This window comes from Rhodanobacter sp. UC4452_H20 (assembly GCF_052978205.1).
This window is the reverse complement of the sequence record NZ_CM129662.1, coordinates 2,009,991-2,033,529: the sequence shown is the minus strand read 5'-3', so window position 1 is coordinate 2,033,529 and position 23,539 is coordinate 2,009,991. Positions and strand designations below refer to the sequence as shown.

Below are 23,539 nucleotides of genomic sequence, written 5' to 3'. Positions count from 1 at the left end.
ACGGGAGGCGGTCGGGCGTGTGTCGCTCGGCGGGCAAGCAACCGGGGCAATGTAACCGTTTCCATGCGCCGACCGATCACGCGCTGCAACATGCCCGCGCGGGTGCTACTTTCGCAGCTTGCCCCGCTGCGCCGAGATCGCCATGACCCTCCGCATCCCGATGTTGTTCGCCCTGCTGGCCTGTGCCGCCTGTCCGTCCGCACTGGCCGCCAGCGGCCACGCCGGCAGTGTCGATCCCCGCATCGGCACCGGCGGCGACGGCCACACCTTCCCCGGCGCCACCGTGCCCTTCGGCATGATCCAGCTCTCGCCCGACACCGCGATGCCGGACTTCAAGCACGCCTACAAGTGGGCCGCCGGCTACCAGTACGGCGACAGCAGCATCATGGGTTTCTCGCACACGCATTTCTCCGGCTCCGGGCATTCGGACCTGGGCGACGTGCTGGTGATGCCGATCGCCGGCGACGTGCGGCTGGAACCGGGCGACCCGGCCACACCGGGCAGCGGTTATCGCTCGCGCTTCTCGCACGACAGCGAAGTGGTGCAGGCCGGCTATTACGCGGTGACGTTGAGCGACTACGGCATCCGCGCCGAACTCACCGCCGGCCGCCGCGTGGGCTGGCATCGCTACACCTTTCCGAAGGACAAGCCCGCGCACCTGCTGCTCGACCTGCGCCCGAGCATCTACGACTACCCCGGCAAGGTGCTGTGGTCGAAGCTGCAGGTGGCCGACGACGGCACCGTCACCGGTTGCCGCACCACCCGCGGCTGGGCGCCGGGACGCGAGCTGTGCTTCGCCATGCGCTTCAACCAGCCGATGACGTCGCGCACGTTGTACGACCGCGAGAGCGACGTCCTCTACAAGGGCTTCAAGGGCCCCGGCAACCAGCCGGTGGACCACGACGCGCAGAACGGCCGCGCGCTGGTCGGCGTGTTCGACTTCGGTGCGCTGAAGCAGCCGCTGGAGGTGAAGGTGGCGATCTCGCCGGTCAGCGCCGCCAACGCGGTGGCCAATCTCGATGCCGATGGCAAGGGCTGGGATTTCGACGCCCGCCGCGCGCAGGCAAGGGCCGCGTGGGATCGGGCGCTGGCGGTGGTCGACGTCGATGCCTCCGCCACCGTGCGCAAGCAGTTCTACACCGCGCTCTACCACGCCATGCTGTCGCCCACGTTGAGCATGGACGTCAATGGCGAATACCGTGGCCCCGACCATGCCGTGCACAAGGCGGACGGCTACGAGTTCTACTCGACCTGGTCGCTGTGGGACGTCTACCGCGCGCAGCAGCCGCTGATGGTGCTGCTCAATCCCGAACGCAGCACCGACTTCATCCGCTCGCTGATCGCCGCGCGCGAGGCGAGCCCGTTCGGCATCCTGCCGGTGTGGGCGTACCAGGGCCTGGAGACCTGGTGCATGATCGGCTACCACGCCGTGCCGGTGATCGCCGACGCGTACATCAAGGGTGTGCGCGGCTTCGACGCGGACAAGGCGCTGCAGGCCATGGTCGCCAGCGCCACCTACGCGCCCTACGGCGACCTGGCCGACTACATGAAGCTCGGCTACGTGCCGATCGACAAGGAGCCGGAGGGCGCCTCCAAGACGCTCGAATACGCCTACGACGACTGGTCGCTGGCGCAGATGGCGAAGGCGATGGGCAAGAACGACGTTGCCGCCACCTTCGGCAGGCGCGCCGGCAACTGGAAGAACGCGTGGGACCCGAAGACCGGTTTCATGCGCGCGCGGCTGGCCAACGGCGCGTTCCGCGAACCGTTCGACCCCACCGCCGCCGGCTACGGCAGCGACTTCACCGAAGGCAACGCCTGGCAGTATTCGTGGTACGTGCCGCAGGACGTGCCGGGCCTGATCGAGGCGATGGGCGGAGCCGCGAAGTTCGTGGCGAAGCTGGACGCGTTGTTCGACGCGAAGGTCGACCCGGCGCACTTCAAGCACGTCGAGGACATCACCGGCCTGATCGGCTGGTACGCGCACGGCAACGAGCCCAGCCACCACATCGCCTATCTCTACGACTACGCCGGCGCGCCGTGGAAGACGCAGGAGAGGCTGAAGCAGATCATGGACAGCCAGTACGCCGCGCGGCCGGACGGACTCTCGGGCAACGACGACCTGGGCCAGATGTCGGCCTGGTACGTGTTCACCGCGCTGGGCTTTTACCCGGTCACGCCGGCCAGCGACGTCTACGCCATCGGTCGGCCGTTCGTCGGGCGTGCCACGCTGCACCTGACCGACGGCAAGGACTTCACCGTCAGCGCCGCGCCGCTGGATGACGCGCACCCTTACGTCGGCGAGGCCACGCTCAACGGCAAGCCGCTGGCCGCCCCCTTCCTGCATCACGCGCAGATCCTCGCCGGTGGCGAGCTGCACTTCCGCATGCAGGCCACGCCCAACCGCCACTGGGGCGTGGGCGCCCCGCCGCAGGGATGATGATTCGCCGGGTCGTGCCAGAATGGGGCGGGCGTTGATGCTGGCCGTCGCGGAGGGCTGGATCGAATGAATTTCCGCAGCTTCATGAGTTGGCGGGTCGCCGGACTGCTGTCGGCCATGCTGATCATCGTCGGCCTGCCGTACGTGGTGACCCGGCTGAACACGCAGGACACCGTGCTGGCCAACAGCTGGGTCACCCACTCGACCGAAGTGCGCTCGGTCGCCTATCGCATCGCCTACCTGATCCGCAGCAGCGAGGCGGCGACCTACCGCATGCTGGTCGGGGACGTCGGCGCCGAGACGCGCGCCGAGGCCGAGAGCGCCGCGGCACAGGTGCCGCAACTGCTGCAGCGGCTGCGTGCGATGACCCGCGACAACCCGGCCCAGCAGGCCCTGATCGGCGCGCTGGAAAACAGCGTTACCGGTCGCCTCACCCTGATGGCTCGTGCGCGCGAGCTGCAGCGGCGCGGCGACGTGGGCCGCGCCGGACAAGCGATGGGCGAGGCCACCGACCTGTTTCCGTTCGCCACCAAGATCGACGGCATCGTCGCCAACGAGGATGAGTTGCTGACCGCCCGCAAGCAGGCCGCCCACCACCGCGAGTTCAACGGCCAGCTGGTGCAGGGCATTACCGCGCTGGCGCAGTTGGTGCTGCTGGCGATCATCGTGATCGCCTCGGAACGGCAGATTCGCCAGCGGCGCCGGGCCGAGACGCGCGAGGGCCGCGCGGTGCTGCGTTCGCGGCTGATCCTGCAATCGGTGCGCGAGCCGATCGCGCTGTTCGACGCCAACCTCAACAGCCTGCTGGTGAACAACGCTTTCGGCGACCTGTACGGCGAGGACCCGCAGCAACCGTCGCGCACGCTCGTCGAGATCGGCGGCGGCGTGTGGAACGACAGCGCACTGCTGCAGCGTTTCCGCGACGTGCTGCTGAGCGACCGCGAGCTGTGGGACTACGACCTGGTGCAGCGCACCGCCGACGGCGAGCAGCGCCACATCGTGGTCAACGCGCGCAGGCTGCAGCAGGATCTCACCGACGAACCGGCGCTGCTGCTCACGGTCAGCGACGTCACCGTGCGCGCGCTGACCGAGGAGAAGGTGATCGAGCTCAATCGCCAGCTCGAGGGCAAGATCAACCAGATCTCCGACATCAACCGCGAGCTGGAGGCGTTCAGCTACTCCGTCTCGCATGACCTGCGCGCGCCGCTGCGCCACGTGGCGGGCTTCGTGCGCAAGCTGGAGCACCACCTGGCCGGCCAGCTCGACGACAAGGCCAGCCACTACATCGGCGTGATCGACAGCGCGGCCCAGCGCATGGCGTTGCTGATCGACGACCTGCTGGTGTTCTCGCGCCTGGGCCGCGGCCCGCTGCGGTTGCAGGCGGTGGACATGCAGTCGCTGGTGGAGGAGGCACGGGCACTGGCCGAATCCTCGGCGGAGGGCCGGCGCATCGTGTGGACGATCGGGCCCTTGCCGATGGTCATCGGCGACGCCAACATGTTGCGCACGGTGTGGCAGAACCTGCTCGGCAACGCGGTGAAATACACCGGGCGCCGTGAGGTGGCGCGCATCGAGGTCAGCGCCGGGCGCAGCAGCCGCGGCGATTACGAGTTCGAAGTGGCCGACAACGGCGCCGGCTTCGACATGCAGTACGCGGACAAGCTGTTCGGCGTGTTCCAGCGCCTGCACCGCGCCTCGGATTTCCCGGGCAACGGCATCGGCCTGGCCAACGTGCGGCGCATCATCACGCGCCACGGCGGCAAGGTCTGGGCCGAGGCCGTACCGGACCAGGGCGCCACGTTCCACTTCTCGCTGCCGGCCATCGACGTGGCCGGGGCGCAAAACGGAGAGTCAGCGGCATGAACAAGAAAGAACTGCGCACCGTGCTGCTGGTCGAGGACAGCCTGGCGGACGCCGAGATGGCGATGGACGCGCTGGCCGAAGCCCACCTGGCCAATCCGGTGGTGCACGTCGAGGATGGCGTGGAATGCCTCGACTACCTGCATTGCACCGGCGCCTGGGCCGGGCGCGATCCGGGCGACCCGGCGGTGGTGCTGCTGGACATCAAGATGCCGCGCATGGACGGACTGGAAGTGCTCACCCGCATGCGCCACGACGAGCACCTGCGGCGCGTACCGGTGGTGATCCTGTCCTCCTCGCGCGAGGAGAGCGACCTGGCGCGCAGTTGGGACCTCGGCGCCAACGCCTACGTGATCAAGCCGGTGGACGTGGACCAGTTCTTCGAGGCCGTGCGCACGCTGGGCCGGTTCTGGGCGGTGCTGAACGAGGCGCCCGAGGCGAATTGACGCATGAACAGACGCGCCCGGGCGGTCGCCCGCGGTGTAGACAACGATGGCCGCACGGCCAGTGACGGAGAACCCCATGCCCAACCGGCAGATCAAGTCGATGCCGACGATACGGGTGCTGCAAGTGGAGGACAGCGAGCTCGACGCCGAGCTGGTGCTGGCCGAGCTGGACGCCGACGGCATCCCGCACGAGGCGCGGCTGGTCGACGATGAAGCCGGCTACCTGGCCGCGCTGGACGAGTTCGCCCCGCATATCGTGCTGTCCGACCTGAGCGTGCCGGGTTTCTCCGGGCAGCGCGCGCTGGAGCTGCTGCGCGAGCGCGACGAGGACCTGCCCTTCATCTTCGTTTCCGCGACGCTGGGCGAGGATGCCGCCATCGAGGCGCTGCGCAACGGCGCGACCGACTACATCCTCAAGCAGAACCCCGTGCGCCTGGCCAGTGCGGTGCGTCGGGCGCTGGTCGAGGCGGATGCGCGCAAGGCCAACCGCCGCGCCGAGGCCGACCTGATCCGCGCGCAGCGTTTCGAGAGCCTGGCGATGCTCGCCGGCGGCCTCAGCCACGACCTGCGCAACCTGCTGCAGCCGCTGTTGCTGGCCGGTGACAGCCTGCGCGACTACCAGGACGACCCGCGGCTGATGCGGCTGGGCAACCTGGTGCGCGATTGCGGCAAGCGCGGGCTGGAGATGGTGCACTCGATGCTTTCCTTCGCGCGCGGCGCCCGCCGCGCCGAGCGCGTGCGCGTGGGCACCCTGATGAGCGCGTTCGGCCTGCTGATGCAGGGCAGCGTGCCCCGTTCGGTGGTGATGGACCTGGCCATCGACGACCCCGAGCTGGCCTTCGAGGGCAACCACACCGAGCTGCAGCAATGCCTGCTCAACCTCTGCCTCAACGCGATCCAGGCGATGCCCGACGGCGGCAACCTGCGCATCGAGACCAGCCAGCAGCGGCTGGCCGACGACTTCTTCCTGCCCGAGGAGGTGCCGCACACCGGCTGCTACCTGCGCATCAGCGTGATCGACTCCGGGCCAGGCATGGACCAGGCCGTGCTGGAGCACCTGTTCGAACCGTTCTTCACCACCAAGGACGCCGGCACCGGCCTGGGCCTGATCTCGTGCAAGCGCATCGTGGCCAGCCACGGCGGCGTGATGCGGGTGGACAGCAAACCCGGCAGCGGCACCCGTTTCGACCTCTACATCCCGCTGGACGAAATGGAAGCCGACGCCGAGGCGATGGACGACATGCAGAGCCTTGAAGGCGCCGCCGAACGCGTGCTGGTGGTGGTGGAGGAGGCCGGCCAGCTGTCGCTGCTGTCCGATACGCTCGATGCCTACGGCTACCAGGCGCACGCCAGCCAGAGCGGCACCGCCGCGCTGCAGTGGATCGAGGCCGGCGGCCTGCCCGACCTGGTGCTGCTCGACGCCGACATGAACCTTTTCACCGGCGTGCGCACGCTGGCCGCGCTGGTCGAACAGGGTTACCAGGGCGGCGTCGTGCTGCTCGCCCGCCCGGACGCGCCACCGGACCCGCAGGAACTGCCCCCGCTGGACAACCTGCAAATCGTGGACAAGCCGGTCAGCACCGCGGCCCTCCTGCGCGCGCTGCGCAAGGGATTGGAGGGCGACGACTCCGCGTAGCCCAGGCACGGCGCGCCGCTTTGCGGTCCGCGTGGCCGGAGCAGGCGGTTGCCGCCCTGCGCGGCGGTCGCGGGACATTCCCCGTGCGAACGCCTTCCCTCGTTGCGCGGCGGAAAGCCGTCGCGCGCGGGTAGGCGTCGGGTTGCGCCTTCAGTCGATGCCGAGCTTCTTCAGCTTGTAGCGCAGGGCGCGGAAGGTGATGCCGAGTTTGCGGGCGGCGGCGGTCTTGTTGTAGCGCGATTCTTCCAGCGCCTTGACGATGGCGGTGCGCTCGATGTTGCTGATGTAGTCGTCCAGCCCGCCATCGGCGCTGGGTGCCGCGGCAGCGGCAGCGGCCGGAGCGCCGGCAGTGGCGGCGACCTCCGTCGGCGCCGGGCGCGCGCCGCGCTGGGGCAGCATCAGGTCGGAGGCCTCGATGCTGGCGCCGTCGCTCATCGCCATGGCGCGTTCGAGGATGTTCTCCAGCTCGCGCACGTTGCCGGGGAAGTCGTAGGCTTCCAGCGCATCGAGCGCGGCCGGCGTCAGCCGCCCGACTTCCTGGCCGCTCTTGCCGGCCAGCGACTTGAGGATGAACGCGGCCAGCTGCGGCACGTCGCCGCGGCGTTCGCGCAGCGGCGGCACGCGCAGCTCGATCACGTTGATGCGGTAGAACAGGTCCTGGCGGAACTGGCCCTGCTCGACCAGTTGGCCGAGGTTCTTGTGGGTGGCCGAGAGGATGCGCACGTCCACCGGGATCTCGTCGCGGCCGCCGATCGGGCGCACCGCTTTTTCCTGGATCGCGCGCAGCAGCTTGACCTGCATGTGCAGCGGCAGTTCGGCCACCTCGTCGAGGAACAGCGTGCCGCCCTGGGCGGCCTGGAACAGGCCTTCCTTGTCCGCGCTGGCGCCGGTGAAACTGCCCTTGCGATGACCGAAGAACTCGCTTTCCATCAGCTCGGACGGGATCGCGCCGCAGTTGACCGGCACGAACGGGCCGCCCGCGCGCGGACCGCGCTCGTGGATCAGCCGCGCGACCAGCTCCTTGCCTACGCCCGATTCACCGGCGATGTAGACCGGCGCCTGGTTGCGTGCCAGCTTGGCGATGGTGGCGCGCACCTGTTCCATCGCCGGCGAGTCGCCGATCAGGCGGTCGCCGGAGCCGCCGGCCTTGGCGGCGCCGCCGCCTTCGCGCTTCTCCTCGGCCAGCCGCAGCGCGGTGCGCACCAGGCCGCGCAGCATCTGGATGTCGACCGGCTTGGAGACGAAGTCGAACGCGCCGGCCTTGAGCGCGTTCACCGCCGCGTCGACGTTGCCGTAGGCGGTAATCATCGCCACCGGCGTGTCCGGGCAGGTTTCGGCGATCAGCTCGATGATCTCCTGGCCGTTGCCGTCGGGCAGGCGCATGTCGGTGAAGCAGAGGTCGTAGCTGTTTTCGCTCAGCGCGCGGCGGGCGTCGGCGACGGTGCCGACGGCTTCGACCTGCAGGTCCATGCGCCCGAGGGTGATGGTGAGCAGCTCGCGGATATCGCGTTCATCGTCGATGACCAGGACGGTCTGGAGGCTCATGGCATGTCGCGAGGGGAGGGTGGCTCAAGAATAACCGCGGCCCAAGTCAAGAGCAAAGCCGGCGCGCGGCGTCGGCGGCCTGCCGGAGCGTTCAGGCTTCGGGCTCGCCGTCGCCGGCGCCGCGGTTCATCTGCGCCGGCGTCAGGGTAAGCCGGAAGCAGCTGCCACCGCCGGCCACGCGCACGTACTCCAGCGCGGCCTGGTTGGCCTCGCTCATCTGCTTGGCCAGGTACAGGCCCAGGCCGGTGCCGTATTCGTGGGTGGTGTAGAACGGCTCGAAGATCTGTGCGGCCACCTTGGGCGCGATGCCGGGGCCGCGGTCGATCACCTCGAGGATCGGCACGCCATGCTCGCCCTGGCGTGCGACCACCATCACCCGCGCCGGCTCGCCGGGCAGGCGGCCGTAGCGCAGCGCGTTCTGCACCAGGTTCCACACCACCTGTTGCAGCTGCTGCGGATCGGCCAGCGCGACCACCGCCACGCCGGTGCTGGCGATCGCGCGCAGCGAGTCGGCGCCGAGGTCGTTGCCCTGGCGGTATTCCTCCACGAAATCCTGCGCCCAGTCGCCCAGGTCCAGCGCTTCCGGGCGCGAACGCTCGCGGCGCGACAGCTGCAGGATGTTCTCGATGATCTCGTTGAGCCGCACGCAGTGGTTGTTGATGATCTCGACCATGCGCTGGTCGGCGCCGTCCATGGTGCGCGATTCGGCCAGCAGCTGCGCCGAGTAGCGGATCGCCGCCAGCGGGTTGCGGATCTCGTGGGCGATCGAGGCCGACAGCCGGCCGAGCGAGCTGAGCGTGAGCTCCTCCGCGCGGCGCGACAGCAGCGAGGTGTCGTCGAGGAAGATCAATACGTGCGAGTCGTCGTTCGGCGCCAGCCGGGTGAAGCGCGGCACCACTTCCGGGACGCCGTCGGCGAGCTGGGTGGCGGTTTCGTCGAGCTTGCCCGAGGTCATCCAGTGGTACAGCCGGCGCGACAGTTCCGGCGCCAGCAGCCCGAGGTCGCGCTGGTCGGCGCCGGGATTGCCCAGCAGCATCCAGGCCGATTCGTTGATCTGGTGGATGCGGTTGGCGTCGTCCACCAGCAGCACGCCGGTCTTCATGCGGCGGATGATCAGTTCGTTGATCTGCGACAGGTTGGCCAGGTCGGTGCTGCGCTGCTCGGCCAGCGCCTCGGTGGCGCGCAGCTGCTGGCCCAGCACGCTGCACAGGGCGGTGGTGGCGAAATAGGCCAGGCCGAACAGCGCCGCTTCGAGCAGGTCGCGGTCACCGGCGTGGGGCGACAGCGACCAGCCGAACAGCGAGATGCCCAGCATGCCCAGCGTCGCCAGCGCGGCGAAGAAGCCGGACATGCGCAGCGGCAGGATCAGCGCGCCGGCGCAGAGGTTGACCGCCAGCATCATCGCGATACCGATGCGCGCATCGTGCATCGCCACGATCGCCAGCACCGCGGCGACGACGTCGACCACCAGGGTGGCGGCCACGGCGGTCTTTGCGTGGGCCATGCTGCGCCGGTTCAGCAGCAGCGCCAGCAGCGCGAAGATCAGGTACAGCGTGGCCAGCGTGCGCGCGAAGCCCGGCGCGGCCAGCTGCGGCCAGCCCATGCCGGGCGGGCTGAATGCCAGGGCGACGTACACCAGCGCCTGCACCAGCCTGAAAACATTGAGGAACGACAGCTCGTGGCGGATCGTGGCCGTCCCTGCGCGCGGATCGTTTAACGTAGCTAAGGTAGACACGTAGGCTGCGATTCCGGTGCGGTTGCGGTCGAGTATATGACGCCCCGGGCAAGCCCGGGCGGGGGCCGCGCCACCTTCGTGGAGGCCGGAAAATCGCCGCCCGGCCGGTCGCGATGCGGCCGCGCCCTTTCCATTGCGGCCCGCTTCCGCGAAAATGGGCGGCCGTTTGCTGCGGTTCGGCCCGTGTCCGGCCCTTGTGCCGCGACCGGGTCGTGTGTGATTCCACCGCCGATCCCCTGACCCACGCCTTTCTTCATGCGTGCGGCCGTCATCGTTTCTCCGTTCGCTCGAGGTATCGAATGAATTTCCACGAATACCAGGCCAAAGAACTGTTCGCGCAGTACGGCATCGCCGTGCCGCCGGGCAAGGTCGCCAACTCCCCCGACGCCGCCGTCGATGCCGCCAAGGCGCTCGGTGGCACGCAATGGATGGTCAAGGCGCAGATCCACGCCGGCGGCCGCGGCAAGTCCGGCGGCGTCAAGTTCTGCAAGAGCTTCGACGACGTGCGCGCCGCCGCCAAGGGCATGCTCGGCACCAACATGGCAACCTACCAGTCGGCCGGGCGTGCGCTGCCGGTGAACCTGGTGCTGGTGACCGACGCCACCGACATCGCCCGCGAGCTGTACCTGTCGATCCTGGTGGACCGCGATTCCAAGGCCATCTCGTTCATCGCCTCCAAGCATGGCGGCGTGGACATCGAGCAGGTGGCGCGCGACACGCCCGAAGACATCCACACCATCGTGGTCGATTTCGTCGAAGGGCTGCAGCCGTACCAGTGCCGCCAGCTCGGCTTCGCGATGGACCTCAACAACAAGCAGGTCAACCAGCTGACCAAGATCATGCTGGGCCTGTACAAGCTGTTCAACGAGCAGGACCTGGCCCTGGTCGAGCTGAACCCGCTGGCCGTGCTGGAAGACGGCAACCTCGCTGCGCTGGATGGCAAGGTCAACTCCGACGACAACGCGGAGTTCCGTCATCCGAACCTGGCCGCGATGCGCGACCTGACCCAGGAAGACGCCGCCGAAGCCGCCGCGCAGCAGAGCAACCTCAACTACGTGACGATGGACGGCAACATCGGCTGCATGGTCAACGGCGCCGGCCTGGCGATGGCCACCATGGACGTGATCAAGCTGGCGGGCGGCGAGCCGGCCAACTTCCTCGACGTCGGCGGTGGCGCCACCAAGGAGCGGGTGACCGAGGCGTTCAAGCTGATCACCTCCTCGGACAAGGTCAACTGCATCCTGGTCAACATCTTCGGCGGCATCGTCCGCTGCGACATGATCGCCGAGGGCATCATCGCCGCGGTCAAGGAAGTGGGCCTGAAGATTCCCGTGGTGGTGCGCCTGCAGGGCACCAATGTCGATCAGGGCCGCGAACTGCTGGCCAACTCCGGCCTGGCGATCACGCCGGCGGATGATCTCAACGACGCGGCGCAGAAAGCCGTGGCTGCGGCCAAGGCCTGAGGAGCAATCGAAACATGAGCGTTCTCGTAAACAAAGACACCAAGGTGCTGGTGCAGGGCTTCACCGGCCAGCAGGGCACCTTCCACGCACAGCAGTGCATCGACTACGGCACCAAAGTCGTCGGTGGCGTGACTCCGGGCAAGGGCGGTTCGGAGCACATCGGCCTGCCCGTGTTCAACTCGGTCGATGAAGCGGTGCTGGAAACCGGCGCCGACGCCTCCGTCATCTTCGTGCCGCCGCCGTTCGCGGCCGACTCGATCCTCGAAGCGATCGACGCCGGCATCAAGACCATCGTGGCGATCACCGAAGGCATCCCGGTGCTGGACATGCTGCGCGTGAAGAACGTGCTGCAGCAGCATCCGGAGATCGTGCTGATCGGGCCGAACTGCCCCGGCATCATCACCCCCGGCGAATGCAAGATCGGCATCATGCCCGGCCACATCCACAGCAAGGGCAGGGTCGGCGTGGTCTCGCGCTCCGGCACGCTCACCTATGAGGCGGTGTTCCAGACCACCAACGAAGGCCTCGGCCAGAGCACGGTGATCGGCATCGGCGGCGACCCGATCAACGGCCTGAACTTCATCGACTGCCTCAAGCTGTTCCAGGACGATCCGCAGACCGAAGGCATCATCATGGTCGGCGAGATCGGCGGCAGCGCCGAGGAAGACGCCGCCGAGTTCATCGGCGAATACGTGAAGAAGCCGGTGGTCTCGTTCATCGCCGGCGCCTCGGCTCCGGCGGGCAAGCGCATGGGTCATGCCGGCGCGATCATCTCCGGCGGCAAGGGCACCGCCGCGGCGAAGTTCGCCGCGCTGGAGAAGGCCGGCGTCACCACGGTGAAGTCGCCGGCCGACCTGGGCAAGGCGCTCGCCAAGCTGATGAAGTAGGCGTTGGCGCAGGAGAACAAGGGCCGCGCATTGCGCGGCCTTTTTTTTGGCTTCGGCGCCGTCACGCGCCGGCAACGATCCGCCGCACGATCGGCGGATCTGAATGCAGCGCCCGCGTGGACGGGCCACCCGGCGCGGCATTCCACTACCATTCGCCGATTGAATCCAAGGAATGCTGCGTCCATGGCAAAGCTGCGACTGGCGCTGGCCCAACACGATTTTGCCGTCGGCGCGGTGGCGGCCAATGCCGCCAAGGCGGCAGGACTGATGGCGCAGGCGCGCGAAGGCGGCGCCGCGCTGGTGGCCTTTCCCGAGCTGACCCTGAGCGGCTATCCGCCGGAGGATCTGCTGCTGCGGCCGAGCTTTCTCGCCGCCTGCGAGCGCGAGCTGTGCGCGCTGGCCTGCGCGGCGCAGGGCGTCGCGGCGCTGGTCGGCCATCCGCACAGCGCCGGCGAGGTCTACAACGGCGCCAGCCTGCTGCGCGAGGGGCGGATCGAGTGCACCGCGCACAAGCAGGCGCTGCCCAACTATGGCGTGTTCGACGACCTGCGCTATTTCCGCCCCGGCAACGGCACCACGACGCGCGTGATCGAGGGCGTGAGCGTGGGCCTGCTGATCTGCGAGGACGTGTGGCAGCCCGAGCCGGCCGCGCAGGCCGCGGCTGCGGGCGCGCAGCTGATCGTGGTGATCAATGCGTCGCCGTGGGACGACCGCAAGCAGGCCGAGCGCGAGGTCGTGCTGGCGGCGCGGGCGCGCGAAACCGGCTGCGCGATCGCCTACCTCAACCTGGTCGGCGGCCAGGACGAGGTGGTCTACGACGGCGCTTCGATCCTGGTCAACGGCGACGGGTCGATAGCGGCACGGGCGCCGGCCTTCGTCGACGCGCTGCTGTGGGCCGAGTTCGACCCGGCCACGCGCACGCTCGCGGCGATCGACTGGCCGGTGCCGGCCGACTCGTCGATGGAGGCGACGCTGTACGCGGCGCTGGTCCGCGGCGTGCGCGACTACATCGACAAGAACCGCTTCGACGGCGTGCTGCTGGGCCTTTCCGGCGGCATCGACTCGGCGCTGACGCTGGCGCTGGCGGTCGACGCGCTGGGCGCCCGGCGCGTCACCGCGGTGATGATGCCCACCCGCTACACCTCGCAGCTCTCGCTCGACGGTGCCCGCGCGCAGGCCGAGCAGCTGGGCGTGGACTACCACGTGATCCCGATCCAGGCGACGTATCAGTCGTTCATGGATGCGCTCACTCCCGCCTTCGCCGGCAAGGCCGCCGACACCACCGAGGAGAACCTGCAGTCGCGCACGCGCGGCGTGATGCTGATGGCGCTGTCCAACAAGCACGGCCGCCTGCTGCTCGCCACCGGCAACAAGAGTGAAATGGCCGTGGGTTACGCCACCCTGTACGGCGACATGTGCGGCGCCTACGCGCCGCTCAAGGACGTGTACAAGACGGTGGTGTATCGGCTGGCGCGGTGGCGCAATGGAGCCGGTAACCGGGAACGCATGTCCTCGCCGACATCCGGCTCTTCGACGATGCGCGATTCCCGATTGCCGATTCCCCCCGAGGTCATCGCCCGTCCACCCTCGGCCGAGCTGCGCGACAACCAGGTCGACCAGGATTCGCTGCCGCCGTACGACGAGCTGGATGCGATTCTCGAACGCTTCATCGAGGGTGAGCAGTCGCAGGCGGAGATCGTGGCCGTGGGCCACGATGCCGCGACGGTGCAGCGGGTGGCGCGGCTGGTGTTGCTCAACGAGTTCAAACGCCGCCAGTCCGCCCCCGGCCCCCGCGTCACCACGCGCGCCTTCGGCCGCGAACGCCGTTACCCGATCACGTCAGGGTGGCGTTGAATCGGGACTCCGGGGGGGCGCCCGACGCTCCTGCGCCTGCTTTTCCTATTCCCCATTCCCCATTCCCGGCCGCGCAGCGGCCAAACTCAATGATGCCCGGAGAACGGAATCATCTTGCGCACCAGCGAGGGTGCGTGCGGCCACTTGGGATCGGTGAGATAGGGGTGGTTCGGATAGTTCAGCGCCAGCACTTCGCGGGTCTGCGCAGCCAGTTCCTTGCGGTCCAGCGCCAGGTAGCTGCGGGCGAGGATGGCCAGCGCATCGCCGGTCTGCGGCGCCTGCTGGTAGTGCTCGATCACGTACTGCGAGCGGTCGGCCGCCGCGATGTAGGCCTTGTTCTGCAGGTAGAACTCGGCCACGTTGATCTCGTACTGCGCCAGCAGGTTGCGCAGGTAGATCATGCGCTGGCGCGCGTCGGCGGTGTAGGCGCTGTCGGGGAAGCGCCGCGACAGTTCGGAGAAATCGTCGAACGCCTGCAGGTTGTAGCCCTGGTCGCGGCGAGTCAGCCCGCCGGCGCGCTTGGTGAAGCGCTCGATGAAGCCGCTGGTGCGGTCGAAATTGATCAGGCCGCGCAGGTAATAGGCATAATCGACGTGTTTGTTGGCCGGATAGGTCTTGATGAAGCGGTTGATGGTGGACAATGCCTCGTCCGGCTGGTTGTCCTTGTACTGCGCATAGGCCAGCTCAAGCTGGGCCTGCTCGCTGTACGGACCGGACGGGAAGCGCGCGATCAGGCGCTGGAACGCCCGCACCGCGCCGGAGTAATTGCCCGCCTCCAGGAAGCTGTGGGAGCGGTTGTACAGCGGCTCCAGCGGCATCGTGTCGATGGTGTTGCCCTTGCGGCCGAACATCGAACAGGCGCCAAGCACGGCCACCAGGGCGACCACGGCGAGCAGCCTGGCGGCGTGCAGCGGGAACAACGATGGCGTGGTCGAGCCACTGGATGGGCGCATAGGAATGAATTCGGATGTCGGAACGAACAGGCATGATAACTGAAACCGGTTGCCGCCCGCGGGGGCTGGCATGACCACCATACGGCAGCAGGCGGAGGTTCCGCTGAGTGCAGCAGGCCGTCGCTTCGACCAGGCTTTGGCCGAGATGTTCCCCGCCTATTCGCGTTCGCGGCTCAGCGGCTGGATCAAGGCCGGCGCGGCGACCCTGGATGGCGCCCCGGCTGCGCCGCGGCAACTGCTGCGCGGCGGCGAGCGGGTCGAGCTGGATGTCGAACTGGAAACGGAAGTGCACAGCCAGCCCGAGGCGATTGCGCTGACGATCGTGTACGAGGATGCCGACCTGCTGGTGCTGGACAAGCCCGCCGGACTGGTGGTGCATCCCGGCGCCGGCAACCCGGCCGGCACGCTGCTCAACGGCTTGCTGCACCACGACCCGCAGCTGGCCGAGCTGCCGCGCGCCGGCATCGTGCATCGGCTGGACAAGGACACCTCCGGCCTGATGGTGGTGGCCAGGACGCTGTCCACCCATACCGCGCTGGTCGATCTGCTCTCGCGGCACGAAGTGGAACGCCAGTACGAGGCCGTGGTGATGGGCACGATGGTGGCCGGCGGCACGGTGGACCAGCCGATCGGCCGCAGCATGGGCGACCGCCTGCGCCAGGCCGTGCGTGACGAGGAGGACGGCAAGCGCGCGGTGACCCATTACCGCGTGCGCGAGCGCTTCCGCGCGCACAGCCTGCTGCAATGCCAGCTGGAAACCGGCCGCACCCACCAGATCCGCGTGCACCTGGCGCACATCGGCCACCCGCTGATCGGCGACCCGTTGTACGGCGGCGGCCTCAAGTTGCCCAAGGGCGCCAGTGACGGCCTGGTCGCCGCCTTGCGCGGCTTCCGCCGGCAGGCGCTGCACGCGGAGAAACTCTCGTTCGTGCATCCGGTCACCGGCGAGGCGCTGTCGTTCACGGCCGAGCGCCCCGCCGATCAATTGGCCCTGATCGAGGCGCTGCGTGCGGATCTGGCCGAACACGGTCCGGACCCGTATTGATGGGTCGGTACGCGCCGCCGCCAGCCGTGCGATGCTTGGGGAATCCCCGATCCCCGATCTCCAATCCCGGCCCCCATGACTGAAAGCTGGATCTTTCCCGACTGGCCCGCGCCGCCGCAAGTCCACGCGGCCGTCACCACGCGGCTGGGACCGGGCGTGTCTTCCGCGCCGTTCGAGCGCTTCAACCTCGGCCTGCGCAGCGGTGATGCGGCCGAGGCCGTGATGGCGAACCGCGGCGCGCTGCAGCAGGCGCTGCGACTGCCGGCCGCGCCGCGCTGGTTGCATCAGGTGCACGGTTGCGGCGTGGCCGAACTCGGCCCGCTGCCCAGCGCACACGAGCCGCAGGCGGATGCGGCGGTCTCGCACATTCCCGGCACGGTGCTGGCGATCCTCACCGCCGATTGCCTGCCGGTGCTTTTGTGCAGCGAGGATGGCGGCGAGATCGGTGCGGCCCATGCCGGCTGGCGCGGCCTCGCCGCCGGCGTGCTGGAGGCCACCCTGGCGCAGATGGTCAGCCCGCCGGCGCGCGTGCTGGCGTGGCTGGGCCCGTGCATCGGCGCGCCGTCGTACGAGGTGGGCGAGGAAGTGCGCGCCGCGTTCGTCGCGCGCGACGCGGCTGCCGCGGCGTGCTTCGAGGCCACGCGCCCGGGCCACTGGCGCTGCGACCTGGTCGCACTGGCGCGGCAGCGCCTGGCGCGCGCGGGCGTGACGCGCGTCTACGGCGGCGGCGACGATACCCATGCCGACCCGCGTTTCTACTCGTACCGGCGCGACGGCGCCGCCAGCGGCCGCTTCGCCAGCCTGATCTGGCTCGCTCAGGGCTGATCCGGCGCGGGTTTCCCGGGCGCGCGCAACGCCTCCAGGAAACTGGTGCGCCAATGCGTGATGTCGTTGTGGCGCAGTACCCGCATCATCGCCTTCCAGCGCCGGCGCCGTTCGGTCAGCGGCATGTGCAGCGCCTGCTCCAGGGCGTCGGCGACCTCTTCGGTGTCGGCCGGGTTGACCAGCAAGGCATCGCCCAGCTCCAGCGCGGCTCCGGCGAAACGCGAGAGCACCAGCACGCCGGGGTCTTCCGGGTCCTGGCAGGCCACGTACTCCTTCGCCACCAGGTTCATGCCGTCGCGCAGCGGCGTGACCAGGCCCACGCGCGCGCTGCGGTAGTAGCCGGCGAGCAGGCGGTGCGGGAACGACTTGTTGATGTAGCGGATCGGCACCCAGTCCGGCGCGGCGTACTTGCCGTTGATGTGGCCGGCGCTGCGCTCCAGCTCGCGGCGGATCGCGCGGTACTCCAGCACCGCGCCACGCGAGGGCGGCGCGATCTGCATGAAGGTGACGTGGCGGTGCAGCTCCGGGTCGCGTTCGAGCAGCCGCGCGTAGCCCTGGAAGCGATGCGGCAGGCCCTTTGAATAGTCCAGCCGGTCGACCCCGATGATCAGCGCGATGCCGCGGGTGCTTTCGCGCAGCTGCACGATTTCCTTCAGCCCCACGGCCTTCTGCGCGATCCCGGCGATGTGTTCGGTGTCGATGCTGATCGGGAAGGCGCCGGCGCGGAATTCGCGCCCGCCGGGCATGCGCATGCGCCCGCCCAGGCGCATCACCGCACCGGCCTCGTGCAGGAAATAATCCTCCAGCGCGCGCAGGTCGCGATGGGTGTGCACGCCGATCAGGTCGTAACTGGCCAGTGTTTCCAGCAGCTCGTGGTGGTTGGGCAGGGCAATCAGCAGGCCGGCGGCGGGCAGCGGCGTATGCAGGAAGAAGCCGATGCGGTTCTTCACGCCGAGCTTGCGCAGCATGGCGGCCAGCGGGATCAGGTGGTAGTCGTGGACCCAGATCGTGTCGTCCGGGCCGATCAGCGGACGCAGGCGCTCGGCGAAGATCCGGTTGACCCGCAGATAGCCGTCCAGATGGCTGCGCTGGTAGTCGACCAGGTCCGGCCGGTAGTGCAGCAGCGGCCATAGCGCGCCATTGGAAAAGCCGGCGTAGAACGCGTCGTGGTCGGCGCGCGAGAAGTCCACGGTGGCGTAGTCGATGCCGTGGTCGCTGGCCTGGTGCAGTTCGGCGCCGGTCTCGGCGGCGCTCACCTTGCCGCTCCAGCCGAACCACAGCCCGCCGTTTTCGGCCAGCGCCGCGCGCAGGGCCGAGGCGAGACCGCCAGCGGCGGTCTGGTGGGGCAGTGCGACGCGGTTGGAGACCACGATGAGCCGGCCGGGAGTCTTGCGCGCCATCACATGGCGTCCTCCCAGCGGCGGGAGAGGCGCATCGCCGACTGGATCAGCCCCACCAGCGAATAGGTCTGCGGGAAGTTGCCCCACGGCTCGCCGGTCTTCGGCGCGATGTCCTCCGAGAGCAGGCCCAGCGTGGTGCGCTGGGCGAGCATGTTCTCGAAGGTGGTGCGGGCGCGCTTCTCGCGGCCGGTGGCGGCAAGCGCGTCGATGTACCAGAACGTGCAGATGTTGAAGCTGGTTTCCGGCGCGCCGAAGTCGTCCGGCGCGATGTAGCGGAACATGTAGTCGCCATGGCCGAGCTTGTCGCCGATCGCGTCGACGGTGGCGACGAAGCGGGGGTCGCTCGCCTGGACGAACCCGATGTCGGCCAGCAGCAGCAGGCTGGCGTCCAGCCGCTCTCCGTCGTAGGCGTCGACGAAATGGCCAAGCTTTTCGTTCCAGGTGCGCGCTTCGATGCGCCCGTGCAGCGCGGCCGCCTCGTCATGCCACCAGCGCGCGCGGTCCTCCAGCCCCAGCTCGGTGGCGATGTGCGCCAGACGGTCGCACGCGGCCCAGCACATCGCCGCCGAGTAGGTGTGCACGGCCATGCGCCCGCGGTACTCCCACAGGCCGGCATCGGGCTCTTCGGCCATGCGCAGTGCGGTCTTGCCCAGCTGCTCCAGCCGCTCGAACGTCACCTTGTCGCCGCGATGCTGCAGGCGCTGGTCGAAGAACAGTTGTGCCGAGGCCAGCAGCACCGAGCCGTAGACATCGTTCTGGCGCTGCTGCCATGCGTCGTTGCCCACGCGTACCGGCCCGTCGCCGCGGTAGCCGGCCAGCGTGTCGACCTGCCGCTCGGGCAATTGCTCGGCAAAGGTGATCCCGAACACCGGGCCGAGTTCGGCCTGCCCGCGGTTGGCGACCAGGTTGAAGGCGTAGCGGATGTACTCCTCCATCGAGCGCGTGGCGCCCAGCCGGTTGAGGCCGCGCACGGTGAAGGCGGCGTCGCGCAGCCAGCAGTAGCGGTAATCCCAGGTGCGCCCGCTGCCGGGCGACTCCGGGATCGAGGTGGTCAACGCCGCCACGATCGCGCCGGTGGCCTCGTACTGGCACAGCTTCAGCGTGATCGCGGCGCGGATCACCGCCTCCTGCCACTCGAACGGGATGGACAGGTAGCGGGTCCATTCGCGCCAGTAGTCCAGCGTGCGTTCCAGTGCCAGGTGGATGAAGTCCGACACGTTGCCTTCCAGCGTCTCATCCGGACCGAACAGGAAGTGCGCGGGCTGCTCCAGGCCGAATGGCAGGCCGCGTTCGACCATCAGCGGCGCCACGTCGCAGGTCAGTCGCTGGATGGTGTCGCTCAGCAGGTAGCGGATGTGGTTGCTGCCGGAGGTGGTCTGCGGCGTGCGCGCGCCGTAGTCGCACAGCGGGCGCATGCGGACGCGGATGCGCGGCGAACCGGAGATCGGCGCCACGCGCCGCGCCAGCATTTCGGGATGGTAGAGCCGGCCGGAGGCGCGGTGGCGCGGGGCGAAGTCGGTGATCTCGATCGCGCCGCCCTGGCGGTCGAACAGCCGCGTGACCAGCACCGCGGTGTTGCGCAGGTAGAACTGCTCGGCATGGTCGAAGTGCTCCAGCTCGATGGCCCAGTCCCCGCCGGGGAGGGTCGGCGAGAGCAGGCTGCAGAAGCTGGCGTCGGCATCGAACCGCGGCAGACAACACCAGACGATGCGCGCGTGGCTGTCGACCAGCGCGGCCACGCTGCCGTTGCCGATCACGCCCAGTTCAAGACTGGCGCGAGGTTTCTCGTTCGGATGGTCGGGCATGGGTGGGGGCTCCTTGCATCAGTGCGCCCAGGACGCGGGTCAGCCAGGCGATCGTGGCGACCGGATCGGGCAGGGTGAAGCGCGCGGCGCTGGGATGGCGGTCACCGACGCGGACACTGAGTCCGTGCGCGCGATTGACCGCGTCGAAGGCGTGCTCGTCGGTGAGGTCGTCGCCGAGGTAGACCGGCAGCCGGCCCTTGAACGGTTCGCCTTGCAGCAGTTCGGCGACGGCGCGGCCCTTGTCCATGCCGCCGGGCTTGAACTCCAGCACGCGGCGACCGGCCTGCAGTTCGTAGCCGGGCAGATGGGCGATCGCGCCGATGGCCGCCTCGCGCAACTGTTGCCACTCGTCCGACGACCCGCGGCAGTGCAGCGCAACCGCCTGCTGCTTGTTTTCCAGCTGCACGCCGGCAAAGCGCGCGGCCAGCGCCTGCGCCTCGTGTTGCATGCGCGCCTGTTGCAGCGGCATCACCACGTGGCGGCGCAGTTCGCCGGTAGCCGCACGCAGCTCCACTCCGTGCAGGCCGATGGCGGCCCGGTGCGGGCGCTCGAACAGGCGGTCGATGTCGTCCAGCCGGCGCCCGCTGACCAGCGCCAGCGCGCCGTCGGTCGCCCCGTGCAGCGCGTCGAGCAGGGCGAGCAGCTCGTTGTCCACACGCACCGCATGCGGGTCATCAGCGAAGTCGAGCAAGGTGCCGTCCACGTCCAGCAACAGCGCCCAGGCAGTGTCTGCGGTGGGCAGCGGCGGAGGGGGAAGCGGCGCGTGGGTCGTGGCGTTGGCGGGGTGTGGCGTGGACATCGGGCCGCACCGTAACAGGGTGAATGTGAAGAGCCGGCCATGCGCCGCGTGCGGCCACGGTGAACGGCGATCGGCGGACCGGGCCAGCTTGAATCGGTGCATTCCGGCCACACGTCTGCGCCGTGGCGATTGCCGCCCTACCGATGCGGGGATTCTCGACATGCGAATGGACAAACTCACCTCGCGGTTCCAGCAGGCGCTGGCCGACGCGCAGTCGCTGGCCGTGGGCCGCGACAACAACATGCTCGAACCGGCGCACGTGATGGCCGCGCTGCTCAACCAGCAGGGTGGCTCGACCGGCCCGCTGCTGACCCAGGCGCAGGTCAACGTGCCGATGCTCATGCAGCGCGTGAACGAGTTGCTCGATCGCCTGCCGCAGGTCCGCGGGCAGGAGGGCAACATCAACCTCGGCAACGACCTCAACCGGCTGCTCAACCTCACCGACAAGCTGGCGCAGCAGCGCGGCGACCAGTTCATCGCCAGCGAGCTGTTCGTGCTGGCGGCGCTGGAGGACAAGGGCGAGCTGGGCGCGGCGCTGAAGGCGGCCGGCGCGAACAAGGCGAATCTCGAGGCCGCCATCGAGAAGCTGCGCGGCGGCGAGAAGGTGCAGAGCGAGAACGCCGAGGAGCAGCGCCAGGCGCTGGAGAAGTACTGCATCGACCTCACCGAGCGCGCCGAGCGCAACAAGCTCGACCCGGTGATCGGCCGCGACGAGGAGATCCGCCGCACCATCCAGGTGCTGCAGCGGCGCACCAAGAACAACCCGGTGCTGATCGGCGAGCCCGGCGTGGGCAAGACCGCGATCGTCGAAGGCCTGGCCCAGCGCATCATCAAGGACGAAGTGCCCGAGGGCTTGCGCGGTCGCCGGGTGCTGGCGCTGGACATGGGTGCGCTGATCGCCGGCGCCAAATTCCGCGGCGAGTTCGAGGAACGGCTCAAGGCCGTGCTCAACGACCTGGCCAAGCAGGAAGGCCGGGTGATCCTGTTCATCGACGAATTGCACACCATGGTCGGCGCCGGCAAGGGTGAGGGCGCGATGGATGCCGGCAACATGCTCAAGCCGGCCCTGGCGCGCGGCGAGCTGCACTGCATCGGCGCCACCACGCTGGACGAATACCGCCAGTACATCGAGAAGGACGCCGCGCTGGAGCGGCGCTTCCAGAAGGTGTTCGTGGGCGAGCCATCGGTGGAGGACACCATCGCGATCCTGCGTGGCCTGAAGGAGCGCTATGCCGTGCACCACGGGGTGGAGATCACCGACCCGGCGATCGTCGCCGCCGCGACCTTGTCGAACCGCTACATTGCCGACCGCCAGCTGCCGGACAAGGCGATCGACCTGATGGACGAGGCCGCCAGCCGCATTCGCATGGAGATCGACTCCAAGCCGGAGGAACTGGACCGGCTCGAACGTCGGCTGATCCAGCTCAAGATCCAGCGCGAGATGCTGAAGAAGGAGAAGGACAGCGAATCGAAGCAGCGCCTGGCCGACCTGGAAGCCGACATCGAGAAGCTCGAACGCGAGTTCTCCGACCTCAACGAGGTGTGGAAATCCGAGAAGGCCGCGCTGCAGGGCACGACCAAGGTCAAGGAGCAGATCGAACAGGCCAACCAGGATCTGGAAGCGGCGCGGCGCGCGCAGGATTACGCGCGGATGAGCGAGATCCAGTACGGCAAGTTGCCCGAACTGGAAAAGCAGCTCGCCGCGGCGCAGGCCGCCGAGACGCAGGATTTCAAGCTGGTGCAGACGCGCGTCACCGCCGACGAAATCGCCGAAGTGGTGTCGCGCTGGACGGGCATCCCGGTCAGCAAGATGCTGGAAGGCGAGCGCGACAAGCTGTTGAAGATGGAAGACGAGCTGCACAAGCGCGTGGTCGGCCAGGACGAGGCCGTGCACGCCGTGGCCGACGCGATCCGCCGCTCGCGCGCCGGCCTGTCCGATCCGAACCGGCCGAACGGCTCGTTCCTGTTCCTGGGCCCCACCGGCGTGGGCAAGACCGAGCTGTGCAAGGCGCTGGCCGAATTCATGTTCGACACCACCGACGCGATGGTGCGCATCGACATGAGCGAGTTCATGGAGAAACACTCCGTCTCGCGCCTGGTCGGCGCGCCCCCGGGCTACGTCGGCTACGAGGAAGGCGGCTATCTGACCGAAGCCGTGCGGCGCCGGCCGTACAGCGTGATCCTGCTCGACGAGGTGGAGAAGGCGCACCCGGACGTGTTCAACATCCTGCTGCAGGTGCTGGACGACGGCCGCCTCACCGACGGCCAGGGCCGCACCGTGGACTTCCGCAACACCGTCATCGTGATGACCTCGAACCTCGGCTCGCAGATGATCCAGGACGCGGCGGAAAGCGGCGGCGACGCGGAGGAGCAGTACACCCAGATGAAGGCCTCGGTGATGGGCGTGGTGCAGGCGCACTTCCGCCCCGAGTTCATCAACCGGCTCGACGAGATCGTGGTGTTCCGGCCGCTGGACAAGAACCAGATCCGCGCCATCGCGAAGATCCAGCTCGAATACCTGGAGAAGCGCCTGGCCGAGCGGCAGCTCAAGCTGGACGTGGGCGACGACGCGCTGACCCTGCTCGGCAACGTCGGCTTCGATCCGGTCTACGGCGCACGGCCGCTGAAGCGGGCGATCCAGCAGCAACTGGAGAATCCGCTCGCGCGGCAGATCCTGGAGGGTCGTTTCCAGGGCGGCGACACCATCCACGTGTCGACCGCCGGCGGCCAGCTGGTGTTCCGGTAGCCGCGGGTCAACCCGGCGCGGCGGATGCTTCCGGCGCGCCGGGTTCGGTGTCGGTTCCCGTGTGGAGGCCGCAGCGCAGATCCCGCGCGTCGACCTCGCC

The 23,539-nt window shown here is 68.8% G+C and carries 16 protein-coding genes; 10 read left to right on the top strand and 6 right to left on the bottom strand.

The annotated features are described in order from the left end of the window. Positions 1-142 precede the first annotated feature (142 nt). The 4 genes from ACVCMC_RS09660 to ACVCMC_RS09645 all read left to right on the top strand — a co-directional run bounded on the left by ACVCMC_RS09660 (position 143) and on the right by ACVCMC_RS09645 (position 6,382). The gene (locus tag ACVCMC_RS09660) at positions 143-2,440 is read left to right on the top strand and encodes a GH92 family glycosyl hydrolase (protein ID WP_447097099.1); all 2,298 of its coding nucleotides are present in this window, start codon (positions 143-145) and stop codon (positions 2,438-2,440) included. 66 nt (positions 2,441-2,506) lie between these two features. After that, positions 2,507-4,303: a sensor histidine kinase gene (locus ACVCMC_RS09655; protein ID WP_447097098.1), complete on the top strand. Its 1,797-nt coding sequence runs from the start codon at positions 2,507-2,509 to the stop codon at positions 4,301-4,303. Further along, entirely contained in the window at positions 4,300-4,746 is a 447-nt protein-coding gene (locus ACVCMC_RS09650; protein WP_395116774.1) for a response regulator, read from the top strand. Before ACVCMC_RS09655 ends, ACVCMC_RS09650 begins: the two co-directional genes overlap by 4 nt. A 76-nt stretch (positions 4,747-4,822) precedes the next feature. After that, on the top strand, positions 4,823-6,382 hold the full coding sequence (locus ACVCMC_RS09645) for a response regulator (RefSeq protein WP_395116776.1): 1,560 nt from the start codon (positions 4,823-4,825) through the stop codon (positions 6,380-6,382). Positions 6,383-6,532: 150 nt separating this feature from the next. Here ACVCMC_RS09645 and ACVCMC_RS09640 read toward each other — a convergent pair whose 3' ends face one another. After that, positions 6,533-7,927 carry a sigma-54-dependent transcriptional regulator gene (locus ACVCMC_RS09640; RefSeq protein ID WP_395116778.1) on the bottom strand — a complete coding sequence of 465 codons (1,395 nt, stop codon included), beginning with the start codon at positions 7,925-7,927 and terminating at the stop codon, positions 6,533-6,535. A 91-nt stretch (positions 7,928-8,018) separates the two neighbouring features. Next, on the bottom strand, positions 8,019-9,662 hold the full coding sequence (locus ACVCMC_RS09635) for a sensor histidine kinase (RefSeq protein WP_395116780.1): 1,644 nt from the start codon (positions 9,660-9,662) through the stop codon (positions 8,019-8,021). A 113-nt stretch (positions 9,663-9,775) separates the two neighbouring features. Here ACVCMC_RS09635 and sucC point away from each other — a divergent pair, with 113 nt between their 5' ends. The 3 genes from sucC to ACVCMC_RS09620 all read left to right on the top strand — a co-directional run bounded on the left by sucC (position 9,776) and on the right by ACVCMC_RS09620 (position 13,866). Then, positions 9,776-11,125, top strand: coding sequence for an ADP-forming succinate--CoA ligase subunit beta (gene sucC / locus ACVCMC_RS09630; protein ID WP_447097097.1), 1,350 nt, complete (start codon positions 9,776-9,778; stop codon positions 11,123-11,125). A gap of 14 nt (positions 11,126-11,139) precedes the next feature. Then, positions 11,140-12,012: a succinate--CoA ligase subunit alpha gene (gene sucD, locus ACVCMC_RS09625; protein WP_395116784.1), complete on the top strand. Its 873-nt coding sequence runs from the start codon at positions 11,140-11,142 to the stop codon at positions 12,010-12,012. 183 nt (positions 12,013-12,195) lie between these two features. Continuing rightward, positions 12,196-13,866, top strand: a complete 1,671-nt coding sequence (locus ACVCMC_RS09620) for an NAD+ synthase (RefSeq protein ID WP_447097096.1) — start codon at positions 12,196-12,198, stop codon at positions 13,864-13,866. A gap of 86 nt (positions 13,867-13,952) precedes the next feature. On the opposite strand, the gene ACVCMC_RS09615 is transcribed toward ACVCMC_RS09620, so the two are convergent. Beyond that, entirely contained in the window at positions 13,953-14,819 is an 867-nt protein-coding gene (locus ACVCMC_RS09615) for an outer membrane protein assembly factor BamD (RefSeq protein ID WP_395116788.1), read from the bottom strand. A gap of 70 nt (positions 14,820-14,889) precedes the next feature. Between ACVCMC_RS09615 and rluD the strand changes: the two genes are divergently transcribed. Both rluD and pgeF read left to right on the top strand, forming a co-directional pair. Next, the gene (gene rluD / locus ACVCMC_RS09610; RefSeq protein WP_447097095.1) at positions 14,890-15,864 is read left to right on the top strand and encodes a 23S rRNA pseudouridine(1911/1915/1917) synthase RluD; all 975 of its coding nucleotides are present in this window, start codon (positions 14,890-14,892) and stop codon (positions 15,862-15,864) included. 75 nt (positions 15,865-15,939) lie between these two features. Then, a complete protein-coding gene (gene pgeF / locus ACVCMC_RS09605) occupies positions 15,940-16,689 on the top strand; it encodes a peptidoglycan editing factor PgeF (RefSeq protein ID WP_447097094.1) in 750 nt (249 codons plus the stop codon). Here pgeF and otsA read toward each other — a convergent pair. From otsA to otsB, 3 genes are read right to left on the bottom strand one after another with little or no spacing between them, the layout of a single operon-like run. Continuing rightward, positions 16,680-18,089, bottom strand: coding sequence for an alpha,alpha-trehalose-phosphate synthase (UDP-forming) (otsA, locus tag ACVCMC_RS09600; RefSeq protein WP_447097093.1), 1,410 nt, complete (start codon positions 18,087-18,089; stop codon positions 16,680-16,682). The two genes, pgeF and otsA, sit on opposite strands and share 10 nt — an antisense overlap. After that, positions 18,089-19,894 (bottom strand): glycoside hydrolase family 15 protein, encoded by a 1,806-nt coding sequence (locus ACVCMC_RS09595; protein WP_395116796.1) that lies wholly within the window; start codon positions 19,892-19,894, stop codon positions 18,089-18,091. Before ACVCMC_RS09595 ends, otsA begins: the two co-directional genes overlap by 1 nt. Next, entirely contained in the window at positions 19,854-20,693 is an 840-nt protein-coding gene (otsB, locus tag ACVCMC_RS09590; RefSeq protein ID WP_447097092.1) for a trehalose-phosphatase, read from the bottom strand. The genes ACVCMC_RS09595 and otsB overlap by 41 nt, the downstream gene beginning before the upstream one ends. A gap of 160 nt (positions 20,694-20,853) precedes the next feature. On the opposite strand from otsB, the gene clpB reads away from it, so the two are divergent. After that, positions 20,854-23,439 (top strand): ATP-dependent chaperone ClpB, encoded by a 2,586-nt coding sequence (clpB, locus tag ACVCMC_RS09585; protein ID WP_447097091.1) that lies wholly within the window; start codon positions 20,854-20,856, stop codon positions 23,437-23,439. Positions 23,440-23,539: the final 100 nt, after the last annotated feature.

Bases quoted from the DNA above. Each gene is read 5' to 3' on its own strand.
- ACVCMC_RS09660 (WP_447097099.1), top strand. From the start codon at position 143: ATGACCCTCCGCATCCCGATGTTGTTCGCCCTGCTGGCCTGTGCCGCC.
- ACVCMC_RS09655 (WP_447097098.1), top strand. From the start codon at position 2,507: ATGAATTTCCGCAGCTTCATGAGTTGGCGGGTCGCCGGACTGCTGTCG.
- ACVCMC_RS09650 (WP_395116774.1), top strand. From the start codon at position 4,300: ATGAACAAGAAAGAACTGCGCACCGTGCTGCTGGTCGAGGACAGCCTG.
- ACVCMC_RS09645 (WP_395116776.1), top strand. From the start codon at position 4,823: ATGCCCAACCGGCAGATCAAGTCGATGCCGACGATACGGGTGCTGCAA.
- ACVCMC_RS09640 (WP_395116778.1), bottom strand. From the start codon at position 7,927: ATGAGCCTCCAGACCGTCCTGGTCATCGACGATGAACGCGATATCCGC.
- sucC (WP_447097097.1), top strand. From the start codon at position 9,776: ATGCGGCCGCGCCCTTTCCATTGCGGCCCGCTTCCGCGAAAATGGGCG.
- sucD (WP_395116784.1), top strand. From the start codon at position 11,140: ATGAGCGTTCTCGTAAACAAAGACACCAAGGTGCTGGTGCAGGGCTTC.
- ACVCMC_RS09620 (WP_447097096.1), top strand. From the start codon at position 12,196: ATGGCAAAGCTGCGACTGGCGCTGGCCCAACACGATTTTGCCGTCGGC.
- ACVCMC_RS09615 (WP_395116788.1), bottom strand. From the start codon at position 14,819: ATGCGCCCATCCAGTGGCTCGACCACGCCATCGTTGTTCCCGCTGCAC.
- rluD (WP_447097095.1), top strand. From the start codon at position 14,890: ATGACCACCATACGGCAGCAGGCGGAGGTTCCGCTGAGTGCAGCAGGC.
- pgeF (WP_447097094.1), top strand. From the start codon at position 15,940: ATGACTGAAAGCTGGATCTTTCCCGACTGGCCCGCGCCGCCGCAAGTC.
- otsA (WP_447097093.1), bottom strand. From the start codon at position 18,089: ATGGCGCGCAAGACTCCCGGCCGGCTCATCGTGGTCTCCAACCGCGTC.
- ACVCMC_RS09595 (WP_395116796.1), bottom strand. From the start codon at position 19,894: ATGCCCGACCATCCGAACGAGAAACCTCGCGCCAGTCTTGAACTGGGC.
- otsB (WP_447097092.1), bottom strand. From the start codon at position 20,693: ATGTCCACGCCACACCCCGCCAACGCCACGACCCACGCGCCGCTTCCC.
- clpB (WP_447097091.1), top strand. From the start codon at position 20,854: ATGCGAATGGACAAACTCACCTCGCGGTTCCAGCAGGCGCTGGCCGAC.